We start from the raw sequence: 24,805 nt of genomic DNA, 5'->3' as shown, positions 1-24,805 counted from the left end.
ATACAAAAACTATACACAACGTAATTTAATATAGTTGACTACACCTTAAATTGACCACAACTATTTCATTATCATTTATTTAGATATCATTACTTATTTCAATTCAAAATTAGACGACTATACATCACTATTTATTATTTAAATCAAAAAACTGAGGTTCAGAATTATTGTTTGCCAAGATGAAGTATTCCTTATTCCTATCTACTTTCACCGATTTTATTTGTCTACAATCTAAAGGCGCATAAAATCCACTTTGCTTTACAGGTAAAAATTCAAAATTATTATTACCATCACCTAGAAGCAATCCTCCATATCCAGCATCATATCTTGTTGTTTCAACTTCCACACCATAATGATTACCGACAACAAGTATATCCATATTTCCATCACTATTTATATCTCTAACTAATGATGATTTGATTGGAGACACTTGTACTTCATTTGGTAAAATCTTTTTTCTTAATTCCCCATTATCATTAATAAGAATTACACTCTCAAAACTCTTTATCTGATATTTAACTGCTTCTTTAACTTTTTCTTCGGGAAGAATATCTATAAGCTTTGACGATGCAAAACTGTGATAGTCCTCGAACTTTTCAGCTACATAGGGCATCTGCTGACTGGTACATTCTCTACCTCTAACAGGCACATAATCGTCTTTATAGTACTTTGCTAGCACAACATCATTGGTTCCATTATTATCAAAATCATTAGCATAAACTTTAAAAGGATGTTCTTCAGTTGCCTTAAACTTGTTGTTTTTTCCGAGATTACCTACGATATAATCATCATCGCCGTCACCATCTAAATCACTAGCAGTTATAGACCACCACATTCCTGTGGTATCTTTGAGTCCGAGCTCTTCTGTTTTATCTTGAAACATACCATTGTTATAAATGAATGTTTTGATCTCCATCCACTCACCAACAATTAATAAATCCTTGTCATCATCCTTATCTATATCTGTAAATACAGCGTCCGTTACCATACCAATATTTTCAAAAGGAGCCATTTCTTGTGAAGCTTTTGAGAACTTACCTCTTTCATTTATTAACAAAAAACTAGTTGCAGGATGTGTATATGCTCTAGCAACTAAACGTGTACCTACAAACAAATCTAGATCTCCGTCGTTATCAATATCTGTTGCCTTTACAACTTGTGTACTTTCTCTGATATCAGGTAAAGTAGAAATAGTTAAAGAAAAATTACCTTTACCATCATTTTCATATAATCTATCCTTTAATAATACATCGCCTCTTTCATATTCACTACCACCACTAGCTATATACAAATCTAAATCACCATCATTGTCATAATCAAAAAATAAAGAACCTAAATCTTCTGATTCTTTATTATTGCGCCAAGGTTGAGAAGTACTTTTAACAAACTTGCTTCCGCTTTCTTGCAAATACAGAACTCCTGCCTGACCAACAGCTCCTCCGATAAATAAATCCTCTTTACCGTCATTATTAACATCACCTGTAGCTGTAAATGGTCCATTTTGCGAAACGTTATGTGGTAATAAAATTTCCTCTAAAAATTCATCAAATTCATTCTCTTGATGTTTAAAATCAATGCCTATTTCTTCCGAATCTTTTGAAGTTAAAAGAGATTTTTGTTCTACTCTTTCTTCAGCAAATGGTTTAGCGTCCTTTATATTAGCCACTAAAACTTGATTTGCTTTAATATTTTCAAAAACATTAGCTGTTCCGTTAGGCCACAATACTTTAACCTTATCTATTTTAGTCGTCATTCCTAGACCAAAAAACATTCCATGTTCTACGGATGAAATAAACCCTCTTGTAACGGTATTTTCGACAACTTGTATTTGATCGTCGTAATAAACCAAAGCTTTAGCACCTATTCCAAATGTATTATTTTCAGGACCAACAACATTGATTTTTAAGAAGTTGCCAGTTGCTTTATTTTCATATACAAAAGCCTTATCATCTATATTATTGGTAACCACATCTAAATCCCCATCATTATCCAAATCGCCGTATGCCATACCATTTGAAAAGCTTGGTGCGTCAAAACCCCATTCTTTGGCTACTTTCTCAAATTTTAGATTTCCCTTATTTTTAAATGCATAATTAGAAACTGGTACTGATGGAGTTTCTACACTTAATTTAAATAAATCATCTGCGGTAGCACCTTGTGAAAGGTTTTTAACTTTATTTCTGTAATCATTATTATCTACATCTTTCTTTATCCCATTTGAGATAATTATATCCTTAAGACCATCATTATCAAGATCAACAAGAAGACTAGCCCAACTCCAGTCCGTATAAGCTATACCTGCCATATTTGCGATATCAGAATAGGTTCCCATACCTGTATTAATATGTAAACCATTTGCCATATATTGACGATGGGCTCCGGCATCTACCATATTATAGAAAGCTTCTGTACTCATAGAAGCCATATTTGTTTTAGACCTATAATGATCCTCAGGTGTCATATCTGTGGTTATCAAATCCAATAAACCATCATTATTGATATCCCCTGTATCTGAGCCCATGCTTAATTGGGTAATATGCTTTAACTTATCATGAATTACATTTGTAAATGTCCCATCTCCATTGTTGTAGTACATAAAATCAGGTTCAGCATAATCATTCGCAACATATAAATCCATCCAGCCATCATTGTTAAAATCAGTTGCATTAACACTGAGTCCATAGGCAACATCTCTTGATATTCCAACTTCTTCTGACACATCCTTAAATCTTCCGTTGTCGTTTCTGTAAATGCGATCTCTAAAGTACTTAAACTGATCTCTTGGTATTTTGTTAATGAGCAACAACTTTTTATCAGCTAATTGATTAACCTGATACATGTCTAGGTCACCGTCATTGTCCATATCAAAAAATACTGCTTGAGTAGAAAAACCTACATCTGCTAGGCCGTATGAAATAGCAGACTCGGTAAAGGTTAAATCTTTATTATTTATGTAGAGCTGATTTCTTCTTTCTGAAGGGTTTGCTGATATTCCATTTCTACTTACATAAATATCTAAATAGCCGTCAGCATTTACATCAGCCATAGTCACGCCCCATGTCCATCCAGAATTTACTGCTACTTTAGATTTCTTGGTAATATTTTCAAACTTAAAATCCCCTTTATTTAGGTATAAACGATCTTCTACTTGATTTCCCCCAAAAAAAACATCTGGTAAACCATCATTATTTATATCACCAATAGCCACGCCAGAACCAACATACATTTGACTGTAGTAATAATGATTGAAGTATGTAGACTCTTTTATTGTATTTTCAAAATCAATACCAGTTTGTTCTGCTGATAACAAATTAAAACCACCAACTAATTCTGTAGGATTTAAATCTCTTTTTGGTGAATTATCACATGAATTAAGAACAATAAATGCTATGACAACGAATCTTCTGAAAATATTATAGTTTTTCATCATTATTATAAAAAAATAAACTCAGTAAATATAAGTATTTACTGAGTTTTATAGAATTTGAATATGTGTTAAAAACAGATTAACAAATTAAAATTTTAGACTTTCATGTTTATCCCAAAGTCCCCAGTAAGCACCAACATCACCTTCATCACCAACTTTCCAAGATTCATCAAAAGAAGAGAAGTAAAACATTTCAACATTGTCTACTTCGGACCATACTTGTGAATTAATAAAGTACTTCATTGCATTTTCATCTCCGGCTATAGCTCCACCTAAACTTCCTCCTTCACTTGGCCAACCAGTCTCGGTAATTATTACTTTTTTACCTTGACCAGCATCCTTAGCTTGATGATACATCTGTTGCATGTGGTTTAAGGAATACTCTTGAGGGCAACCTTCCCAATATGGATAACAATTAGATAGAATCACATCACATGCTTCGGTAATAGCAGGTCTAACAGAAAACTCATAATAAGCATCCACATAACCTACTTCAACATCTGGAAGCGCTTCTTTTACTCTATAGATGTAATCTAATAGTTGCTGCTCCGTTAGCTCCTTTCTGTACAGTACTTCATTACCAACAGCTGCAATATCTACACATCCTTCTTTTGCTAATTGAATTAATCCAGCTATTTCTTCTTCATTTTTCCCAAAATCATCACCTAACCAAGCACCAACCATAGTTTTCATACCATGCTTTTTTGCAATTCTTGGAATGTGTTCATTACCTTCGATACAAGAAAAAGATCTCACCCATTTACTATATGGCTTCAAAATTTTAATTCTTCTCTCAACTTGTTCTTCTGTAATTGTATCACCTGGTTCTTGTCCATCTTCATACATACTGAAACAAATACCGTGCATACCATTTTCTAAGGTATCACGCCAAAGCTTTTTTAAATCGTCCTTTGAATAGCTTTTAAAATCAACACCAACATGGTGCGAAAACTTTTCTTTGACTCCTGTACCTAACAGGCGTTCTTCTCTGTAAGACATTCTTTTAAATTATAGTTTGATTTATTTTTTATTACAATTCTCCTCTACGTTCAATTAACTCTTCCTTAATCTCTCTCGCACGATCTTCATTTAGGCTATATCGCCACATTACTAACATTGCCAAACCAGCTGTCGTCGCAGGCACAATAATATCTGCTATTCTTAAGTTGGTCATAGTTTCGACTGATTGTTCTGTTACGTTAGGATCAAAACCAACGATACTCAAAATTACACCACCTAGTACTAACGCTATAGACTGACCAATTTTCACCATTAACCAGTAAATGGCTCCAAATGTACCTTCTTTACGTGGCATACCATTTTCTAACTCATCTAAATCGCAAACATCTGCTGTCATTGACATCATTAATGTAAAGAGTCCACCCATTCCGAATGCAAATAAAGGAATTGGTAAGAAAATAAGCCAAGGAATACCATTGCTAGCATCTATGCTAAACCATGACATACCTATACTGTCTAAATGCGGATTTAAATAATCGAAAATCGCTGCAACACCATCAGTCATACTTTGACCCATCGCAGTCTTATTAAAAGCATTGTTCAATTCAATATCAAACCCCCACCATTTTAAAACATAACCAACAATTGATAAGAACGTTGAAATTAAAAACGCATTTCTTTTACCCCATTTGTTAGCCATTCTAGAAATTATTGGTATTACAATAAATGCCGTGATGATAGCATTAATAGTGTTGAACCAAGCTGGCCATGTACCCGCTACTTCATAACTACCGTTATACATGTAGAATACAATAATGAATACCCCAAAAGCAGCAACCAATTGAAAACCATTAAATACTAAAAATGTGGCACCACATAATTTCATAAATGGTTTATTTTTAGACACCTGAACAATTCCTGCCCAAAGCTCCTTCATATTAGAAGCTAAGGTTTTAAAGTTAATTTCCTTGCGATTCTCCATGTGTGATGAATCAATTCCTTTACAAAATAATGCAGGTAAAATACCAAAAACAGCACACATAATACCGACTATTAAAGCCATAGTTCTAACTCCTTCCGTTTGGGTATTAAATGTTTCAGTATCTGGAATAATTACATATAACCATGGTACTATCATCCAAGCAATTTGCCCCATAGTATTAGAAAATGCCATTAACCTTGTACGTTCATTGTAATCTGATGTCATTTCGTAACCTAAGCCAACTAACGGTGTAGCGAACATTGTATTACCTATAAGGAATAACAATTGAAGTACCATTACGTGCCAAATAATGTAAGTTTGTGAAGCATCATCATCTAGTTGCCACATTAAGAAAAATAGAATACCACTAATAATGGCACCTACAAAAATATATGGACGTCTTCTTCCCCATCTTGATTTGGTGTTATCCGATATGAATCCCATTATTGGATCTGTAATAGAATCAAATATTCTAGGTAATCCACCAAGCAGTCCAGCCCATAGAGGATCAACACCCCATGCTGTTAATAAAAAGAACTGAATAAAAACTCCTAATGTACCAGGAAGAATATTTAAGATAAAATGACCAGCACCAAAAGCTGATTTTTGTCCGATAGGGACTTTATTTCTAGATGTTGTTGACATAATAGTTAGTTAGTTTAGTTATTATTTAGTTTGGTTTGGAATTATTATGGTTTGTAAGGTTTGTCCGTTGATCGCTATCGCTGTTTTCTTATCACCTAATCCTAAATAAAACCTTTTATCCTCTTTACCCTCGTTAAACACCACTACGGCAATTGATCCGTCAGGATTCTCGGCTGCAGTTACCTGTAATTCTTCATAGGAATTATTTGTATCGATCACTTGTGCATCAGGTCTTATGAATTTACTAAAGTGCGCCATGGTGAAATACAATGGAGTAAAATAAACCTCATCTGTTTCTGGATCCACTATGACTGGAGCACCACACCAATTTTTAAACCAATTTGGGCCACCTTGTTTATTTAAAACCATATTCCAATCGACCCAACCATCTACCCAATTGTTTAAGCATCCAATGATGTCTCGGGCGTAACGGTTAACAGGTGCGTATTTGGGATGTAAGTATTTTTGTTCATCTGGTCTCCAATCATAACCCCAATCTGTTGCTTCTTTTTCCCAATACCATGAATCATCTTTCCATGCAGGTACTTCAGAATCTATACAACCTTCTGTTTCTATAAGATATTTATTTGGTGCTTTGTTATGCGCATATTGTAGTGCTTCAGGAAATACTTCATATGTACTTTCATACCAATGTATTGCCGTACCATCAAAATACTTTGAAGATGCTTCAGTAGCAAACATGACATCTACCCATTCCTTTAATCCTTCACGGTTTTGATCGTATCCAAGAATAATCTTATCACCATAACCATCTGCTTCTAACTTTGGTCCTAAGTGATTCATAACAAAATCTGTCATTTCCTCTGGAGTGAAGTGCATACTCTCCCAGTTATTACCATTTCCGTGAGGCTCATTTTCTACAGTAAAACCCCAAACAGGAATTCCTTCTGCCTCATATGCCGTAACATATTTTGAAAAGAATAAAGCCCAAGTATCGTAATACTTAGGTAAAAGTTTTCCGCCAACCCAATGGTTGTTATCTTTCATCCAAGGTGACGCAGTCCAAGGTGACGCAAACAACTTAAATCCATCTTTAGATGCTGCCATAGCATCTTTTATCATAGGTATTAAATCTGCTTTATCCTCTTCAATAGTAAAATGCTCCAATTCCATATCATCAGGAACTGGCGAATAAGAGTATTGAGATAATGAGAAGTCACATGAATTCATATGAGTCCTACATAAGGAATAATTAGCACCTTCTTCACCGAAATAAGCGTTTATAATCTTATCTCTATTAGGTTTGCTTAAGTTATTTAACAAGTAGGCTGATGACTCAGTAAAGGCACCACCAAAACCAGTAATCTTTTGAAATCTTTTTTCAGGATTAATTTCAATGACCGGCAGTAAATCAACCTCTTCGTCTTGAGGTAACGACGATACCAGAGTTAATTTATTTCCGCTTGCCGAAGTTTCATAAATTGAAACCTTAAGCTCTTCTCCTCGTTGATTACAACTCATAAAAACAATTAAAAAAGATATACTTAGTTTAAATAGTTTCATAACGTATTTATTATTTCGCAGCCATTACTTCTTCCTCAGTTGGTGGGACTAGCACTTCTTTTAATAGCACTTTTCTATCACCATCATATGTTTTTGTAATGACATTACCTCCTCTGGTAAGTCCTTCAAAAATGCCCTTATCTACAAGGTCCCAAATAGGATATTTTGCTTTACCATCAATTGTAAATAAACCGAAGTGATTTTCTGAACCTTTTGAATTGTGAGCATCTTTCCATTGTTCATTAAATGCTTCAAAATAAAAGCATGAAATCCCAGCTCTATTTGTCCATCTTCTCATTTGTTTATAATAGAGGCCTTGTTTGTATTCATCGGTTGCTCTAGAACCTTTATTCCCATAGAATCCGCTAGACACTGTAGCCCAACCTGTTTCCCCAATATGAATAGGTTTATTAACACCTAAACTCTTCATATAATTGGTAACACTATCAAATTGCTTTTGAGCAAACTTGATAGAGCGTTCCATTGCCATCTCTATTTTAGTAGTATCAGGCATTGTTCTATGCGCAGTTGGAACTCCCCAAAATGATGGATTATAATGGGTATTATGGTATGGATACGTATGCATGGAAATAAAGTCCACCGCTTTGACAAGCTCTTCTAAATCCTTTACATGATATTCATCTGATCCGCCTCCCCATGATGAAAAATCATCAGAACTCGTAATCCATAAATCACCAGGAAGTTTACCATTCTTCTTTAAATCTTGAAGATGATTGACCCATTTAAGAATAACATTAGGCTGTACATAATAAGAGGTTGCCCACTTTACCATAGCTTCATTACCAACAGCAATTACTTTTACAATGTCTGGATATTGATTAGCAAGGGCAACTGCTCTTTTAATCTCTCCTTCATTATTTGGACTTTCTACATCATGATTTGGCACCTTGTCTGTCCAAGCATTTAAACAATCTATCCATGCACCCAGCATTACATACATTTCAAAATCATCATCTTCTTTCTTAAGCTCCTTTATCGCTTTTAAGACGTTTGATGCATGTGGTAATTTTGGTTGAACGTTATATGTTCTCAACATCTTAACACCCATTGCTGATAAGATCTTTAAATCCTCCTTCAGCTCTGCTAAGGTAGGCTGGCTATCCCTTGACTTTTCTCTATATCCGCCATATGATATAGCTAAATAATCTGGGTTCCCTAATATATCTTTAGCTGTCACTTCTTTTCTAATTTGGGTTGTATCTTCTTCCTTCTTCTTTTCTTCACAAGAAACCATGAGTATTAGAGATAATGCAAAAATTATGTGTTGAACTCTTTTTTTCATGATTTTCTTGTTTTTACTTTAAATAATCTTCTTTTATATATACTTTGATCACTTCAACGTCACCACTTCTGCTAAATACAGCTTGACTTGTTGTTTCGTCAGCAGCCAATCCGTTTAAAGATTTCATAGTACCGTCTTTAAACTGGGATTCTGTTCTATGTTCGTCAGAAATACAATACACAACAGGCACTTGACAGAATGTAAATACAAGTTGTCCTTCATTTACATGAAGATGCGCTGATTTACCATCCGCGGTAATATAATCTAAGGTTTGTGATTGCTTAAGGAATTCTTCTTTTCTAAGCATGCATGGATTAAATACTAATAAACCGTCTTTAATAAAGACACCTAGCTCCCCAAAACGACTAATAATATCTTCTTTCACTTGGCCAGTCATTCCAGGTTGCTGAGCACCTTTACCTGCCGGCGTATGAGAATATGGATCTGTTGGGAAGGCACCATAAAGTTCCGGGGATTTATGAACACCAATTCCTTCATTAATTTCGTAATAATGTTCTAACAATTTACCAACTGTCTCAGGACTTTCGTTACCAGCTATTGCTTTCTGACAGCACTCCATTACAGCTAATAATAGTTTAGACACCATATGCCAATATATAGAACCTAAACCTTCGTAACCGTAGAACGTACCTGATCTTCCTGTAAATGCTTTATGATTAAAGATTTCTTCAAATATTTGAAGTATGTCTTCTTTCTCTGATTGGGCTAAATCACCATAAACTGTTCCTTCTAAATTATGTAATGCTTCTGATAAATCATCAGCATTTTTAAAATTACCGTTGAAGTGATATTCACCATTCAAATCTTTTTCGATGATACTTTTATTATTATCATCAACCATTTTTTGAAGTAAAGATGAACTATAAACAGCATCCAAAGAAACCGTATTTCTATCCATGAAACCTTTTAACTCTTTAAACGGATAAAGGATATAACTGTATTGATCGTCTCTAAAAAGTTTACTACTTTTTAATGCATCTAACACAGAGAGGTTTTCTTTAGAGGATAGATATCCAGAACTTAAAGCGGCTACCTGTCCTTCTAACATTTCATCTAAGTAAGAGATCATAATCTCATCTCCCTTAACTGTCATTAGATTATATGCATGATATAAATTATCTTCACGCTTGTTGGCCTCGATAGAATGCTCAAGGAAGCTTAATGTCACTTTTACAAAGTCTTTTAAATCTTCAACTTTTAATTCTGATTTTCTTCCAGAAAAGGCATTATCATATATCTGAGTTCTAAAAACATCTCCTGCTTTACCAACACCATCTAATACTTTCTTTCTTTTAGCATCATTAATTGGTCCTGATAATAAATCCTTGTGCGAATTGAAAGTGGCATGTACTTCGTTAAAAAATGTCAATAATTCATTAGACACAACAACCTTATCAGTAGTAGATTTATCAAAAACACCTTCAAAAAACTTCATGAAACGTCTTAAGTAATATAAGGTTACCATAGAAATCCCATTACCAACTAATGCATTATTAGCATCATTCCATTCTGGACGCTGTGTATTCATCCAAATACCGCCTTCTGGAATAAAATTAGAAAGCTTAGCTAATGCTGTTGCTAAGATTTTTTCAATGAAATTAGCCTTAACAATAAATCTATTTTCATCTCTTAATAAGGCACCATCTGCACCAAGTGCATCTCTCTCTTCTCTGATTTTATGATCTAAATCGTCATCAAAAAGGATAGTGTCTTTAGGATCTTTTAATAAATCCTCATAAGATTTAATTTTATAAGGCACGTTTGCATAAACAAACAATTCTTCATTAAAGTAACTTTCTAATCTACCTGGCTGATAATCTTCAATAAACTCTAAAAACTTTAGTAAATAGATAATCTGATGATCACCCCAATAACCAATGTATGCCCAAGGATCTTCAGGATCATTTACTTCCCAATCAAATCCATCCTTGGTAACTCTGTAAGGATTATAGCCATCAAAAGTAGTAGCATTTAAAAACTTATGAATCATACTTTCGATAAACTCAGGGTATGAGAATGCTAAAGCCTCCCAGTTCTGAAAAATATCTCGCCAGTTTCCTTCATAATCTAAAATCTTCGAACCATCAATTTCACTCCTTGTATTAATAGAAAACTTATTCCATGGACGACTTGGATCACCATGTCTTCTACTAAACTTAAGTGGCATATACTCTAAACATAAACGTCTAAAGTTTTTATCATCACTACTCCACGCTATGTGTCTTAGCTTTTTTAATTCAAACTTTTCTGGTAGGTCATTGATGATATCTTCAGTATTGCGAGCTACTTTCTTATTTGCTTTCGCAATGTATGTTTTAAAATCCCATTTTTCAATCGTATAAGCATCATCAAATATTCCTCCTCTCATTATATTAAACAATGTGTTTGAGAAATGTCTTGAATCCTTATAATTATCAGATGTTAATTGTAGACCATCGGACGAAGCATTCAGGTTAATAAGGTTTTTTGTTCCTTCAGCGATATCCTCATTAAGATTTTTTAATAAAGCTTCACTAGAACCAAGCTGATTAGAAATCTCAGCAATTGATGAATGATTTTGATTAACGTTTGCAACAATCAACCAATCCTTTTGCTCACCAGCATTTACATCTAATTGCGCATTTATAAAATATGCCCCTTTTTCTGCCTTAATATCAGTTTCTTGATCAGCCTCACCAAAGTTTCTAAATTTATCTAATTGAAGTGAAGACAATAGGTATTTTGGGTTATCTAACCCAAGAGACCAAGCAATATTAGCTTTTAATGCTTCGCTTGGCTCAGCTTTATCAACAATTATGGCACTTAAAGCAAAAATACCTATTCCTGAATCTTCAACTAACTCTGTTCTTTTATACGCATCAACCAAATTACTACTAGCATTTTGAAGAGCACTACTCACACCATATGGCATAACATTCTGAATACCATCCAAGATATTTACTGTAACGGTTGTTTCAGAATTGTTCGTTAATCTCGATTTCTTTACAAATCCGTATTTATCGCTAGAAGACCACTCGTACCTAAAAGTTAATCCTAAATCGAGATTCTGTTCTTCAAAAATCACAGAATTTCCATAAACACTTTTATACAGATTGCACTTTGTATCGTAATTATCTTGAAATCTAATTGAAAAAGGCTCCCAAATAAAATCTTGGCCATTTTTAGAGACTTGAAAAATTGATTTTGCTCCTGTTATTTCGGCAGATTCAGTGATTTTATCATCTGAATAATATGGAAATAATGCGTACTCTGCATTTTTACGGCCTGCAGTTAAACCACCATTGCTTGATATGAACATCCAATGATCAGAATCACTGACAATGCTCATAAAGAATGGGCGCATGTAATCACTATTGTAAATCTTGAAAAACTCTCTATTCTCAATCGTTACTGGCTCTAATTTCACTGATTTATCCTGTGTAATTGTCTCTTTCAAAATATAAGTTAATTGATTGTTAGTTATTATACTATTTGAGGGTCAGAAAGGTCAAGACATGACAATCTTGACCTTGAAAATTATATGTATTTTTTTGTTTTTTTAGTCAGCCGAATATACTCTAACGTAGTCTACCTCCATAGTTTGAGGAAATACTGTTTCTGCACTTGGGAAACCTACATAGTTACCACCTACTGCAACATTTAAGATAATGTAGAATTCTCTATCATTAAACACCCAATTGGCCGCATCTACATCTTCTTCCTCTAAACTCTCCGGTGTTATTTGATTATATAATACGTCATCTACATAATAGTTGATATAGTTTGGTCCCCATTCTACACCAAAGATATGGAAGTCTGTATCAAAACGGTCATTTACTAAGTCATAGTCTTTGTTAATAGAATCTCCACCAGAATATCCTGGGCCATGCACGCTACCAGTGATTAATGTTGGCTCTTGACCTCTGTTTTCCATTATATCAATTTCTCCAATATTTGGCCAGATTTCAGCACCATCATTATCATCACCTAATAGCCAGAATGCAGGCCATAAACCTTGTCCCCAAGGCAGTCTTATGCGCGCTTCAAAACGACCATACTTTTGTTGAAATTTACCTTTAGTTAAAATTCTTCCTGATGTATAACCAAAACCTTCAAAACTTTCCTGCCGTGCTGTAATTTTTAGCATACCATCTTCAACCTTCACATTTTCGGTTCGGTTTGTGTAGAATTGTAACTCATTATTTCCCCATCCAGGAATACCTTGAGCTTCCCCATTTCCGAGTTCATAACTCCAAAACGCAGGGTTTGGAGTTTCACCAGCTTCAAAGTTGTCTTCCATTGTTATATTCGTAAAATTTGTTACAACTTGTGTGTCATCTGGATTACAACTTGCTACTATTCCACCAATAGCAATAACTAACGTTAAAAGTGCTAATGATTGTATTACTTTTTTATTATTATTCATAAGTTCCTTAATTATTAATTTTCTGAATAGAAATAGATATTATCCAACGACACTGCCCCAATAGTAGCGTCTGAGATAGTAAATAATGCACCTAATGCGTCAGTCGCTGTTAGGCCATTAAAACTAGTTAAAGGAATGTCGAACTCGACCCATTGGTCAGTAGCTAATTCCCCTGAAGAAATCGTAAAACCGCCTGAAACCGCATTACCTAGTGTAAAGTTATTCCACAGTTCAAATGTCAAAAAATCAGCAGGATCTAAAGACTCGTTCACTCTTACATCGATATGAAGGTGTGTCATCTCTGATGCATCAATTGGTTGAACTCCACTACCTTCCCTTCCATAAAACTCTATGGCCACAAAGTTTAATTCTGTGTAATCAATAATTTCATTACCACCTTCATCAACGTTAAAACCTTGAGTTGTTTGAAATTCTGCATAAAACCCATTGTAATTATCTACTGGAACCTCTGCATAGATATCACTAAATAAAGCTATGATATTTAAATCAGATGCTTCAATTGTTAAAGAACCAGCAGCCTCAACTCCAGCAATACTTGCTGTTATTGTCGCTGTGTTCTCCAATAGGCCAGTTTCAGAATTAATTTCACCTGGACCATCCACAGATACTAAACCTAAATCATTTACAGAAGCTACAAAAGGATTTGAAGTTACAAAATCAAAATATGCTGGTGTAGCGTTAACTGTAATATCCTGACCGTTACCTAAATTAAACGTCTGAGTTAAACCGCCTAAAGGCACCTCGACACCTACATTCGCCTGAGCTGTTTGGTCTTGCCCAGCTAAAATGGCAGGTCTTGGTTGCGCCACAGTTCCTAAATTCTCCCAACGCATTTCATCTATCCAAATAGTATACCCGACACCATTTGTACTTTGAGAACCTGCTGAAAAAATAAACATTCCTCTTTCTTGGGTTAATTTTGATGGGTCAGGAATAGGAATTATAATTTTTCGCCAATCAGTAGATAATTCAACATCATTTATTGATACCGCATACTTGTTTTCCTCAAAATCAGAACCAAATCCTAATGTTCCCACTGATGCAGTAGTGGATCCTTTCATCCAAAATGTGAGAGCATCATAACCAGATAGATCCCTACCATCTCCTCTATCTCTAAAAATACCACCTATGTAACCACCATTTGGATCTGATGGTGTAGGCACATCAATTCTTATAGATGTTGTTCCTTTAAAGGCTACGTTATCATCTGTACCAAATCCCTCAGTGTTTGCACCTGTAGCAGGATCAAACGACTCAAAAAATTCATCTGTTAAACCAACCGGATTGTCTGTGAAAATATCTGGAGAAACTGGAAAAGTTGCCACATCTATATCATCCGAATAACCTCTTTCGCAACTTGTTGCGAAGACACACATTAATCCTAATAACGGAAGGGCAATGTGATTTTTAAAACTTAATTTTTTCATAATCATACAATATTTTTATTTGCCAATGTTAATGTGAATATATGTTCTAATCTCCCACTCTGATCCATCAGGGAACCCCACAGGACTAATTATTGGTCCTACATTTGGATTCGCCGAATCAGTAGGCGCTGCCAATGGTGCAAATCTTGGTGAATTTTCATCTAAAGATCTCCAAGTACCTCTAATGCCTATTTGTGTACCAGGCAAAATAAACCAGTCTGGTTTGCCTAAAGTTGTTGAAACATCAAGCATTAGTTGCATTGGGAATGTTAAGTTGAAATCTCTGTGATAATCAAAAGGTCCCCAATCGTTCACCTTAACATGAGACATGATTTTAAACTTCTTATAAATTACTCTTAAATCACCACCAAAACGTGTAATGGTTCTTTGAGAATCACCATTACCTTGACCATTTCCGTAGTAGAAGTTACCTATTAATCCTAAATCAGGACTTACTTTTGACACCAGTCTTGAATGCACTTCCCATAAATCCTCAGCAGGTGCTGACTCACCAAAAGCAAAAAACGTACGATCAGCAAGGAAACCAATATGTCCATCCATTTGGGTCGGTAAATGACGATATACAAAACCTAAATTCATTGCAAACTTAGCATCTTCAGCTCTGTCATTATCCCATTGATACATCCATGTTCCTGGTGTTGGATCAAAAGTGAATAAGATTTCACCTGCCGTTGTTTCACGGTTTCCGTTTCTTACAGCGAAAGGATCATCAATTACGTTTCTTAATCTTCCTGGTCCAGGCACACCATTTGGCATTGGATCTACCAAAGGTTTTTGGTACATAAAGTTTGGTGCTATTTGCAAATCACCAGTAGCAATAGTGAAACCAGTTAAGAAATTAGTCATGTTACCACTTCCTGTATCAAGAAGTCTCCAACCTGTAAATGTTCTAGTTTGGTCCATACCACCATTGGCAACTAAGCCCATATAAGACCCTTGAGCATACCAATTAAATTTACCACCTTGATAAGTAATTTTAGCCTTAGCACCCCAATTGTCGTTATCATTTATCTTATCTGTTAAAACCAAAGCACGGTCAGCATCATACATCTGGAAAGAACTTCCGTTTAGAGGACGTCCACCCCAAATACCACCTAATGTGATTCCGAATTTTCCAAATTCTTTCTCAGCAACTAAAGACGCTCTTTCTGTCGGCCAAGGTGGGATTACACCACTGGCAACCTGATTAGCATCTAGCACACGTCTACCACTTTCATCAAATTCTAAATCTGTATTTAAATCTCTATGATAAATACCTGTAACATCCCATCCACTAAAATTCTTAGAATATTTAAATAACATGGTTGGGTTTGCTCCCCACCATAATTGAGGACCAAATGCGGCTTTAAGACCGTCTAATTTTCCTTTTCCATCGACTTCTATACCAAGTATTTCACCACCATAGATATCTAAGTTTGGTCCATAATTAGCTTCTGGATAAAGATTAAAGAAATCTCCTTCATAGGCCCAATGGTAATGACCCGTTCTGTAGAATCCTCTTAAATCAAAATCATCATGATTCCACTCAAACTCTGCACTATATACTTGAACTCTATTATTATCATTTAAAACAACTTCACCATTTTGAGAATCTACTTGAACTTGTCTTCCTCTATTTTCGTAGAAAATTTCATCGATTGGGTTGTCAGCAACATTACCCAATATGTTCATATTTACTTCAGCTCTCATATCTGGTGAAGGCTTTCCTTCAATCCCAACAAAATACGATTGCATATGATCAAAACCTGTTTGACTAGGAAAAGAATTTTCTTCAGGATCTGCTGTTGTAGGCGTTGTTAATAAACTTCCACCTGTACTGAATGTTGTAAACTTAGCCTGTAGGTTAGTCAGTCTAATCTTGTCTTGTGTTCCAGCACCTGAAGCAGCTTGATCACCCCGTGCTCTCAACACTGCATCCATTAAATTTATTCCATTGAAGTGACTCTCTAATGCAATAGCATTAGAATCTTCTAGATACGGGTTAAAACTATGCGCCTCTTTTAATGCGTAATACGATGCACGCGGATATAATTGATATAACCCTCTGACATCAGTTGGCCCTTTTGCACATATACCAAACCACTCTTCGTTCATATTAGGATCGTCTGGTTTAGCTTGATCTCTAGAATATCCGTTTGAAGGCCAGTTTGCCTTTGTCTGGTGTGTGTCTGCATTCTCTCTGTCATCAAAACCAGATTTCCACCAACCATCACTTGACTGAAATGTAAAACCACCGATTGAATTCATTGCTCCGCCAATACCTGCAGCATTTTGATATATTTCTTTCCAATTTCCAATCATATAATATGCTTGAGAATATTGATCTTCTTTATTATCTCTTGCATTATAAGCATCTGCTCCAAACTCAGTAAATAAGATTGGTTTACCAAATTCGTTCTTCACTCTATCAAAAGCATCAACAAAGGATACACCACGATACATATTTGTTCCGTAGATATCAATGTCTTTACATTCATCAGCAACGATATCTAAGTATAATAAGTCACCATTACAGAGTCCGATTGGATGTGATTTGTCTACCTCCTTCATTGCTAATGCAGCTTCGTTAAAAAGACTATACATTGCTCTTGCCTGCTGTCTTTTTGCCTCATCTTTATCATTAATAACAATACCTTCATCAGTTTCAGATCCTTCCCACGTAAGATGATAGTTATTTTCATTACCAAGCATGTAAAGTAATAGGCCTGGTGTATCTTTGTAAGTTTCGGCAATTAAAACAGATTCTGAAATTAACTGTTCACGTACTCTAGGGTCATTATAATCTGTTTGAGGATACCAAACGCCATCTACTGTTAAACCATACGCACCAAATTGGCTATTAATCATAGTGTAAATTCCAAAATTCTCATAGATATATGCAATCCATTTGGGTGGCATCCAAATATAGGTTCTAATGGCATTAACACCCATATTTTGCCATACGGCCATTTCCTCATCTAAACCAGCCATGATGACATCGTCTGATTTTTCCCAAAACTTTGCATCGAGTACATTATAGCCGATTGGCACATAATCCCAGTTGATACCGTTTACTATAAATGGTTCCCCATTAACAAGTAGTTTTGAGCCTTCTGCGGTAGTCTCGATATTTACCGTGCTAGTTTGAGCAAAACTAGACACAGTCAAAAGGAAGACCATTAATTTAATTAAACTGTTTCTCATAAATAGTATTTATTTAGTGATTAGAAGAATACATTATGCAAATTTTGCTAATTAGATGCCGCTCTTCTAATTTATGTTGTAATTGATTTAGTTCTAAAAATTGATAATTTTTAGAAAGATCAACCCGATTAATTGTTAATTAATCGGATCTCTCTATTCTAATTTACTGCTTTACTAGCTTAAATGACCAGTAACCGCCATCAGCAATCTCTATATCTAACTCAAGTGTATTGCTATCTACTAAATTTGCAATATATGTTATTGAACTTGGTGCGCTTCCTGGTGATGTTAATTCAGCACCATTTACCACTTTAGCCAATCCTAAAAATGCACCTGTACCATCAATAGTTATTGTACCCGCACCTTCATTGTAATCATAAGTAGCGGATGCTGTACCATCATGTGGGAAAACTGGAGAACCACATTCTTCTGCAGCTGCACCTTGCCATGGCTCTAACCACGTATCAGCACCTAAAACATTCTGGAATGATCCGTCTGAATTAAATACGTAATCATCATCAAACAAACAAGCTCTTGTTGCAACATCATCTGAAGAATTAGACCACCAAGACACATCATTTAATCCAGGTCCAACACCTAATGCTCCTGCTTCTGGTGCCAATTTCCATGTACCTACTAATGGGTTTGATGGAGGTACTTGTTTAGCCATTTTAAATCTCCACCAGCCATCACCAGCAACTTGAATATCTAATATTAATGTATTTCCATCATCTGATAAGTCAGCGATATATGTAATAGAACTTGCTGCTTCTGCAGGTGAAGCTATTTCAGCACCGTTTACAACTTTTGCTAAACCTAAAAATGCACCGGCACCATCAATTGTTAAAGTACCTGCTGAAGCATTATAGTCGTATGTTGCTGAAGCAGTACCATCATGTGGGAAAACTGGCGAACCACATTCTTCTGCGGCTGCACCTTGCCATGGCTCTACCCATGTTTGAGCACCTAAAACATTTTGGAAAGATCCGTCTGAATTAAATACATACTCATCGTCAAACAAACATGCTCTAGTGGCAACATCATCTGATGAATTTGACCACCAAGATGCATCCCCTTGTCCAGGACCTACTGCTAATGCACCAGCTTCTGGTGCTAACTTCCATGTACCTTCTATCGGTGCTGGTGCCGCTGGCGCGTCCTTAACAAATTTAAATGACCACCATCCATCTCCTGCTACTTGAATTTGAAGCGTTAAAACTGTATCGTTATCCGATAATATTGCTTGATATGTTCTTGAATCTGGAACTGTGTCAGCAGCACCTAACTCTAAACCATTAACCACTTTAGCTAATCCCATAAAAGAACCTTGACCGTCGATTGTTAATTCTCCACCACCGAATGTGTATGTTCCAGATGAAGAACCATCATGTGGGAATACTGGAGTACCACAAGCTTCAGGATCTGTACCTTGCCATGGCTCCAACCACGTTTGATCTCCCATTACATTTTGAAATGATCCGTCCGCACCAATTACATATTCATCATCAAATAAACAATCTCTTGTTGCAACATCATCTGAAGAATTTGACCACCATGATACGTCTCCTTGACCAGGACCAACACCTAATGCTCCCGCTTCTGGCGCTAATCTCCAAGTACCTACAATTCCTGTAGCTGGTACCGGATCTGGATCAGTTTCTTCGACAAATATAACTGTATGCTCTTTAGATATAGAAACGTCATCTCTTCCTGGTAATACAGCAGTAACTGTAATCATATATGTAGCTGTCTCTAACGGATATTCATATGTTACCATTGGACCACTAGTTTGAAATACATCGGCGTCGCTATTTGGATCACCAAAATCTACTGTATAGACTATTCGCCCATCAGGAATAGCTGTGCTAGGAAGCACACCTGTTTCTGTTCCTTCTACATTTAAGGTTGCAACTACAAAGTCTAAACCTTCTATAATTCTAAAGTCATCATCTTCTTCACAAGAAAAAGACACTGTTAATAATAAAAGTGCGAGTATATAATAAACTCCTTTTTTTAATATTTTCATTTTTATTTATTTAGTTGTTTAACATTTTTTTATTAATAACCTGGATTACCCCAACGCTCCTCTGCTTGGGCTAATTGTAATTCTATAAGTGGTATAGGGAATACTTCATTCTTATTAGCTGTAAATCCGTCAATAATTGCTTCAGCTCTATTAGTTCTAACAAGATCATAGAAATAATGACCTTCACCAGCCAACTCTTTACGTCGCTCTGTATAGATTGCTTCTAATAAATCACCTTCCGACGCTTGATAATCATGGCTATTATCACCATAAGCTCTAGCTCTCACTGCATTTAAGTAATTAACTGCATTAGATCCTCCAGATTGAACTTCGGCTTCAGCTGCCATTAATAAAACATCTGCATATCTGATAGAACGATAGTTCTGAGAATAATTTAATGGATCAGCACCAACACCATCATCCGCTTTTCTAGGCATGTACTTTTTATTAAATAATCCTGTATCATCTCTTCCCTGAGAATACGTGTCTTGAGCATCTCTCAAGTCATAAAACGTAACTTCTTTTCTTGAATCTCCATCTTCAAATAAATCATGTAATTCGACAGATGGTAAACAGAATCCCCATCCAGCTCTGTAAGTGGTATCGTCATAAGGTGATCTTGGTCCACAGAATTGTGGAAAATATGTCCCTTGACTACACTCTATACAACCCCAACCTGCCGGTTCTACACCTGTATACTGAATTTCAAAAACAGCTTCAGCACCGTTTTCACCAATACCTTCAAAAAGATTTGTATAATCTTCACCGTTAACTAAACTGAACTGACCACTTGAAATCACCTGATTTAAACTTGTAGCAGCATCCGCATACTTTGTCTGATCAAATTTTGCATGATACAAATACACCTTCCCAAGTAAAGCTTGAGCCGCTCCTTGAGTTGCTTCGTATGGTAAATCTTGTGACACTGGTAAGTTAGGAATTGCTTCTTTTAAATCTTCTTCAATAAGACTGTAAGCTGTCGCAATATCCGCTATTCTTTCCATACTAAATTCATCTCCAGGAAAAATACGCACATCACTAATTCTCAATACTCCATCTCTTTCACCAACTTTTAATGGCACATTACCAAAATTTTTGACTAGCTCAAATGTGTAATAAGCTCTTAAGAAATATGCTTCGGCAATAAGTTCCTCTTTACCTGCAAAATCTGTTTTATTCTTAAACTCTAAGATGAAATTCGCTCTGTTTAAACCCGCATACATCAATCCCCACATACTTCTCAGCTGATTTTGTTCAGCTGGTGTATGTATCATTAAGTTGATATTCTGTAAGGTAGGCTGATCATAATTAAATGAATCCCCACCAGCAGCATAATCTGGAGATGCCACAATACCTGTTAACACATTCCAAAAAGTTGACTGCAATAAATCATAAGCACCAATAAGTGCACTTTCATACTCTGCCTGATTATTAAAGAAATCAGAATCATTAGAACCGTCTGGTTCCACCTCCACAAAATCATCGGTACATCCCACTAAATACACTAGTGTTAGACCTAATACTATTCTTAATACTTTTTTCATAACAATTTAAAAATTTAAATTAATTCCTAATAAATATGATGCAGCCACAGGATAAAATCCATTATCTATACCTCCACCGAGCGGGTTACCTGAATTAGCTGATGGGTCAAACCCAAAATAATCAGTAATGGTCAATAAGTTATTTCCTGAAAGGTAGATTCTGAATTTATCTATCCCAACAGATTGATTGAATTTGTCTCCAAACGTATATCCTATTTGGATGTTTTGTAATCTTAAGAAAGAAGCATCCTCAACAAAGAAATCTGAAAAATTATCTGTATTGATGTTTGCACCAGCCACAGCTCTTGGAACTGAATTACTTGTGCCTGAACCTTGCCATCTTTCAATCATGTAAGTACCTCTATTTGCATATAAATCTTTACGTTCATAATTTCTAACCATATCGTGACCCACAGAAGCAAATGCATTTGCACTGAAATCAATATTCTTATATGTGAACCCAATGTTTAAACCAAACGTAGCATCAGCAATAGGATCACCAATATTGGTTCTGTCCTCTGCATTTACCTGACCATCACCATTGACATCTACAAAAATTAAATCTCCTGGAGCAGCAGTTCCAAGACTACTATCTAAATATGTATCGCCAGGTGCCGCAGCATCTAATGCATCAATTTGCGCCTGGGTTTGAAAAATTCCATTCGTCTTATAACCATAGTAGTGACCTAAAGGTAAACCTGGAGCCATACGTGTAATATCAGTTATTCCTAATCCTACACCATATTCACCTTGAGCTGGAGTTTCTCTTCCATTAAGTGAAATCACTTCATTCTCAATTGTGGTGAAATTGAAATTCACATTAAATTTAAAATCTTCACCTATGTTATCATTATAACCAATTGCAAACTCTAAACCTTGGTTTCTTACCGTACCTGCGTTTACAGCAATAAATCCAGTTCCTGGTGCACCAACTCCTGTTAAAGCTGATGATGGTGGTGATAATAATAAATCTCGTGTTTGTTTTCTATATACGTCTGTTGATATACTCAATTTGTTATTGAACAAACGGAAATCAACACCTACATTAGCAGTTTCTTGCTCTTCCCATTTGATATCAGGATTTCCAGGCGTTCCTACGGCAAGACCAAACAATAAATCGTCAATTGTAGTTACCCCAAAACCAGGATCAACCGTTGCTTGACCTGCTAATCTTGAAATAAAACTAAATGCCGGTATACTTCTATCGTTACCAATGACACCATAACTCGCTCTTAACTTTAAATTGCTAATCCAATTTACATCTTGCATAAAGTCCTCTTCAGAAATATTCCATCCAACAGAACCTGACGGGAAATAACCAACATTATTATTGTCTTCTGCTGAGAATTGAGAAGACACATCACGTCTTAACATTGCAGATACCAGATATTTTCCTTTATAGTTATACTGTACTCTTGTAAATAAAGAGGATAACCTAGAATCGAACCAATCCGCACCGTTTTCTAATGCTGCCTGATTAAATCGTGGTTCAATTACCATTCCTTCATCATATATTGTTTGACCTAATTGATTTGTTCCTTCTTCTGTACGACCGATATCACCATAAAAACGCCCTTTAGTTCTATACAATGACATCCCTAGAAGCACTTTTAAATCGTGGTCTTCGTTAAATATTTTCTCATAAGTAATAAAGTTGTCCCAGGTAAAATCAGTATAATCTGCACCAAAATCAACCACTTCATTAAATACTATATCATCTTCTAAAGCTGCAAGTGAACTTACTGTGTTAGCAGATTTACCACCGCCATAAAACACTTCAGGCCTAAAAATATCATCTCTCACATTTGAATGGTTACCTTGAAATCTTGAACTTACTTTGAAATTTTCTAGAAAAGTATAATCTAATCCTAATACACCACTAAATCTTGACACTCTAGTTGTATTAAAAGTATCATTAATTTGGGCAACCGGATTTATAATTTCAATTTGTGTAATGTCATTCGCTAAGGCAAATGCACCGTTTTCGTCTCTAACTGGCATTGTAGGATTAATGTTTACTGCATTATACAACACAGCACCTATACCACCTTCAGCTAAATTTTGTTTTTCTGAAATGGTATGTAATCCGTTCGCCGTTAATTTTAAATTAGGTAAAATATCATATTGATAATTTAATCTTGCTGTAAGACGCTCAAAGTTATTTTTATCTCCACCCACAATACCGTCTTGATTTAAGTAAGATATACCAGCAGAATAAGCGGACTTCTCTGTACCACCGGTAGCATTTAAACTAATATTTGAAATCACTGCACGATTTTCAAATACTTCATCTTGCCAGTCTGTACCTGTTTGTGGATATACAAAAAATTCAGTACCATCGGCTGAGTCATTAACATATCTTGCAAATTGACTCGCATTCATCAGATCCATTTTCTTACTTGTAAACTGAAATCCAGTGTAAGTATCAACTTGAAACTTTAGAGCAGTATCTTTTCTACCGGACTTTGTCGTAATTAAGATTACACCATTTGCCGCCTGTACACCATATATACCAGCTGTTGCATCCTTTAATACATTTACTGATTTGATGTCGTTTGGATTTAACACAGAAAGATCTTCAATTCTGTTTCCGTCCACTAGAATCAGTGGCCTGTTATCACCATTTGTTGTTATACCTCTAATTCTAATGTTTAAGCCACTACCTGGCGAACCAGAATTAGATGTAATGTTCACCCCAGCCACTTGACCTTGAATGGCTTGCTCAACCCTAACTGGATTTAATTTTTCAATCGCTTTAGAATCAAGAACTGCTACAGCACCTGTGACTTCTTTCTTTTTTTGTGTCCCGTAACCAATGACAACAACTTCGTTTAATGACTGTGCATCTTCTTCTAATTTTATGCTGAGCTCTTGAGAACCAGTTATGGTAATCTCTTGAGTCACATATCCAATGTAAGATACAACCAACACCGAGTTGAGCGGTACTTCTTCCATTGTGAATTTGCCATCGAAATCTGTTGATGCCCCTCGAGTTGTGTTTTTAAGTAAAATATTTACTCCTGGTAATGGCTGACCAGTTGAAGCCTCGGTGACAATACCGGAGACATCGACGTTCTGTGAACTGGAAACATAGCTCATAAAAAGAGCTATGACTAATAAAAATTTGATTTTCATTGTTAGTTATGATTAGTTACTGCAACTTAAAAGAAAATAATGAGGAATTCTCAAAAAAAACCTATACAAGAGATATACAATGCAATAAATTGGCATGTTTTTTATCAAAATGGTGGTTTTTTCCTATAAAATGCATTTTTTTCCGATGAAGTGAACTTTAACTAACTATTAACATTTAACG

General features: G+C 35.5%; 12 protein-coding genes. All 12 read right to left on the bottom strand.

What is annotated here, in order from left to right; genetic code table 11:
* Positions 1-127: 127 nt before the first annotated feature.
* Positions 128-3,430 (bottom strand): VCBS repeat-containing protein, encoded by a 3,303-nt coding sequence (locus tag HRU50_RS12770; RefSeq protein WP_296351481.1) that lies wholly within the window; start codon positions 3,428-3,430, stop codon positions 128-130.
* A gap of 84 nt (positions 3,431-3,514) precedes the next feature.
* Entirely contained in the window at positions 3,515-4,426 is a 912-nt protein-coding gene (locus tag HRU50_RS12765) for a glycosyl hydrolase family 17 protein (RefSeq protein ID WP_296351480.1), read from the bottom strand.
* A 31-nt stretch (positions 4,427-4,457) separates the two neighbouring features.
* Complete coding sequence (locus HRU50_RS12760) at positions 4,458-6,014, bottom strand: MFS transporter (RefSeq protein WP_296351479.1); 1,557 nt, start codon at positions 6,012-6,014, stop codon at positions 4,458-4,460.
* Positions 6,015-6,035: 21 nt separating this feature from the next.
* Positions 6,036-7,496 (bottom strand): glycoside hydrolase family 30 protein, encoded by a 1,461-nt coding sequence (locus HRU50_RS12755; protein ID WP_296351478.1) that lies wholly within the window; start codon positions 7,494-7,496, stop codon positions 6,036-6,038.
* 52 nt (positions 7,497-7,548) lie between these two features.
* Entirely contained in the window at positions 7,549-8,841 is a 1,293-nt protein-coding gene (locus HRU50_RS12750) for a glycosyl hydrolase family 17 protein (RefSeq protein WP_296351477.1), read from the bottom strand.
* Positions 8,842-8,854: 13 nt separating this feature from the next.
* Positions 8,855-12,301, bottom strand: coding sequence for a hypothetical protein (locus HRU50_RS12745; RefSeq protein WP_296351598.1), 3,447 nt, complete (start codon positions 12,299-12,301; stop codon positions 8,855-8,857).
* 99 nt (positions 12,302-12,400) lie between these two features.
* Entirely contained in the window at positions 12,401-13,267 is an 867-nt protein-coding gene (locus HRU50_RS12740) for a glycoside hydrolase family 16 protein (RefSeq protein ID WP_296351476.1), read from the bottom strand.
* A gap of 14 nt (positions 13,268-13,281) precedes the next feature.
* Complete coding sequence (locus tag HRU50_RS12735) at positions 13,282-14,715, bottom strand: carbohydrate-binding protein (RefSeq protein WP_296351475.1); 1,434 nt, start codon at positions 14,713-14,715, stop codon at positions 13,282-13,284.
* Positions 14,716-14,730: 15 nt separating this feature from the next.
* Entirely contained in the window at positions 14,731-17,919 is a 3,189-nt protein-coding gene (locus tag HRU50_RS12730) for a glycosidase (protein ID WP_296351474.1), read from the bottom strand.
* A 163-nt stretch (positions 17,920-18,082) separates the two neighbouring features.
* On the bottom strand, positions 18,083-19,945 hold the full coding sequence (locus HRU50_RS12725; RefSeq protein ID WP_296351473.1) for a hypothetical protein: 1,863 nt from the start codon (positions 19,943-19,945) through the stop codon (positions 18,083-18,085).
* Positions 19,946-19,977: 32 nt separating this feature from the next.
* Positions 19,978-21,489: a RagB/SusD family nutrient uptake outer membrane protein gene (locus tag HRU50_RS12720; RefSeq protein WP_296351472.1), complete on the bottom strand. Its 1,512-nt coding sequence runs from the start codon at positions 21,487-21,489 to the stop codon at positions 19,978-19,980.
* 6 nt (positions 21,490-21,495) lie between these two features.
* A complete protein-coding gene (locus HRU50_RS12715) occupies positions 21,496-24,624 on the bottom strand; it encodes a TonB-dependent receptor (protein WP_296351471.1) in 3,129 nt (1,042 codons plus the stop codon).
* Positions 24,625-24,805: the final 181 nt, after the last annotated feature.

It is taken from the genome of Winogradskyella sp. (genome assembly GCF_013213835.1).
Taxonomy (GTDB): Bacteria; Bacteroidota; Bacteroidia; order Flavobacteriales; family Flavobacteriaceae; genus Winogradskyella.
The sequence above is the reverse complement of the archived record's forward strand: the minus strand, read 5'-3'. Positions and strand labels throughout refer to the sequence as shown.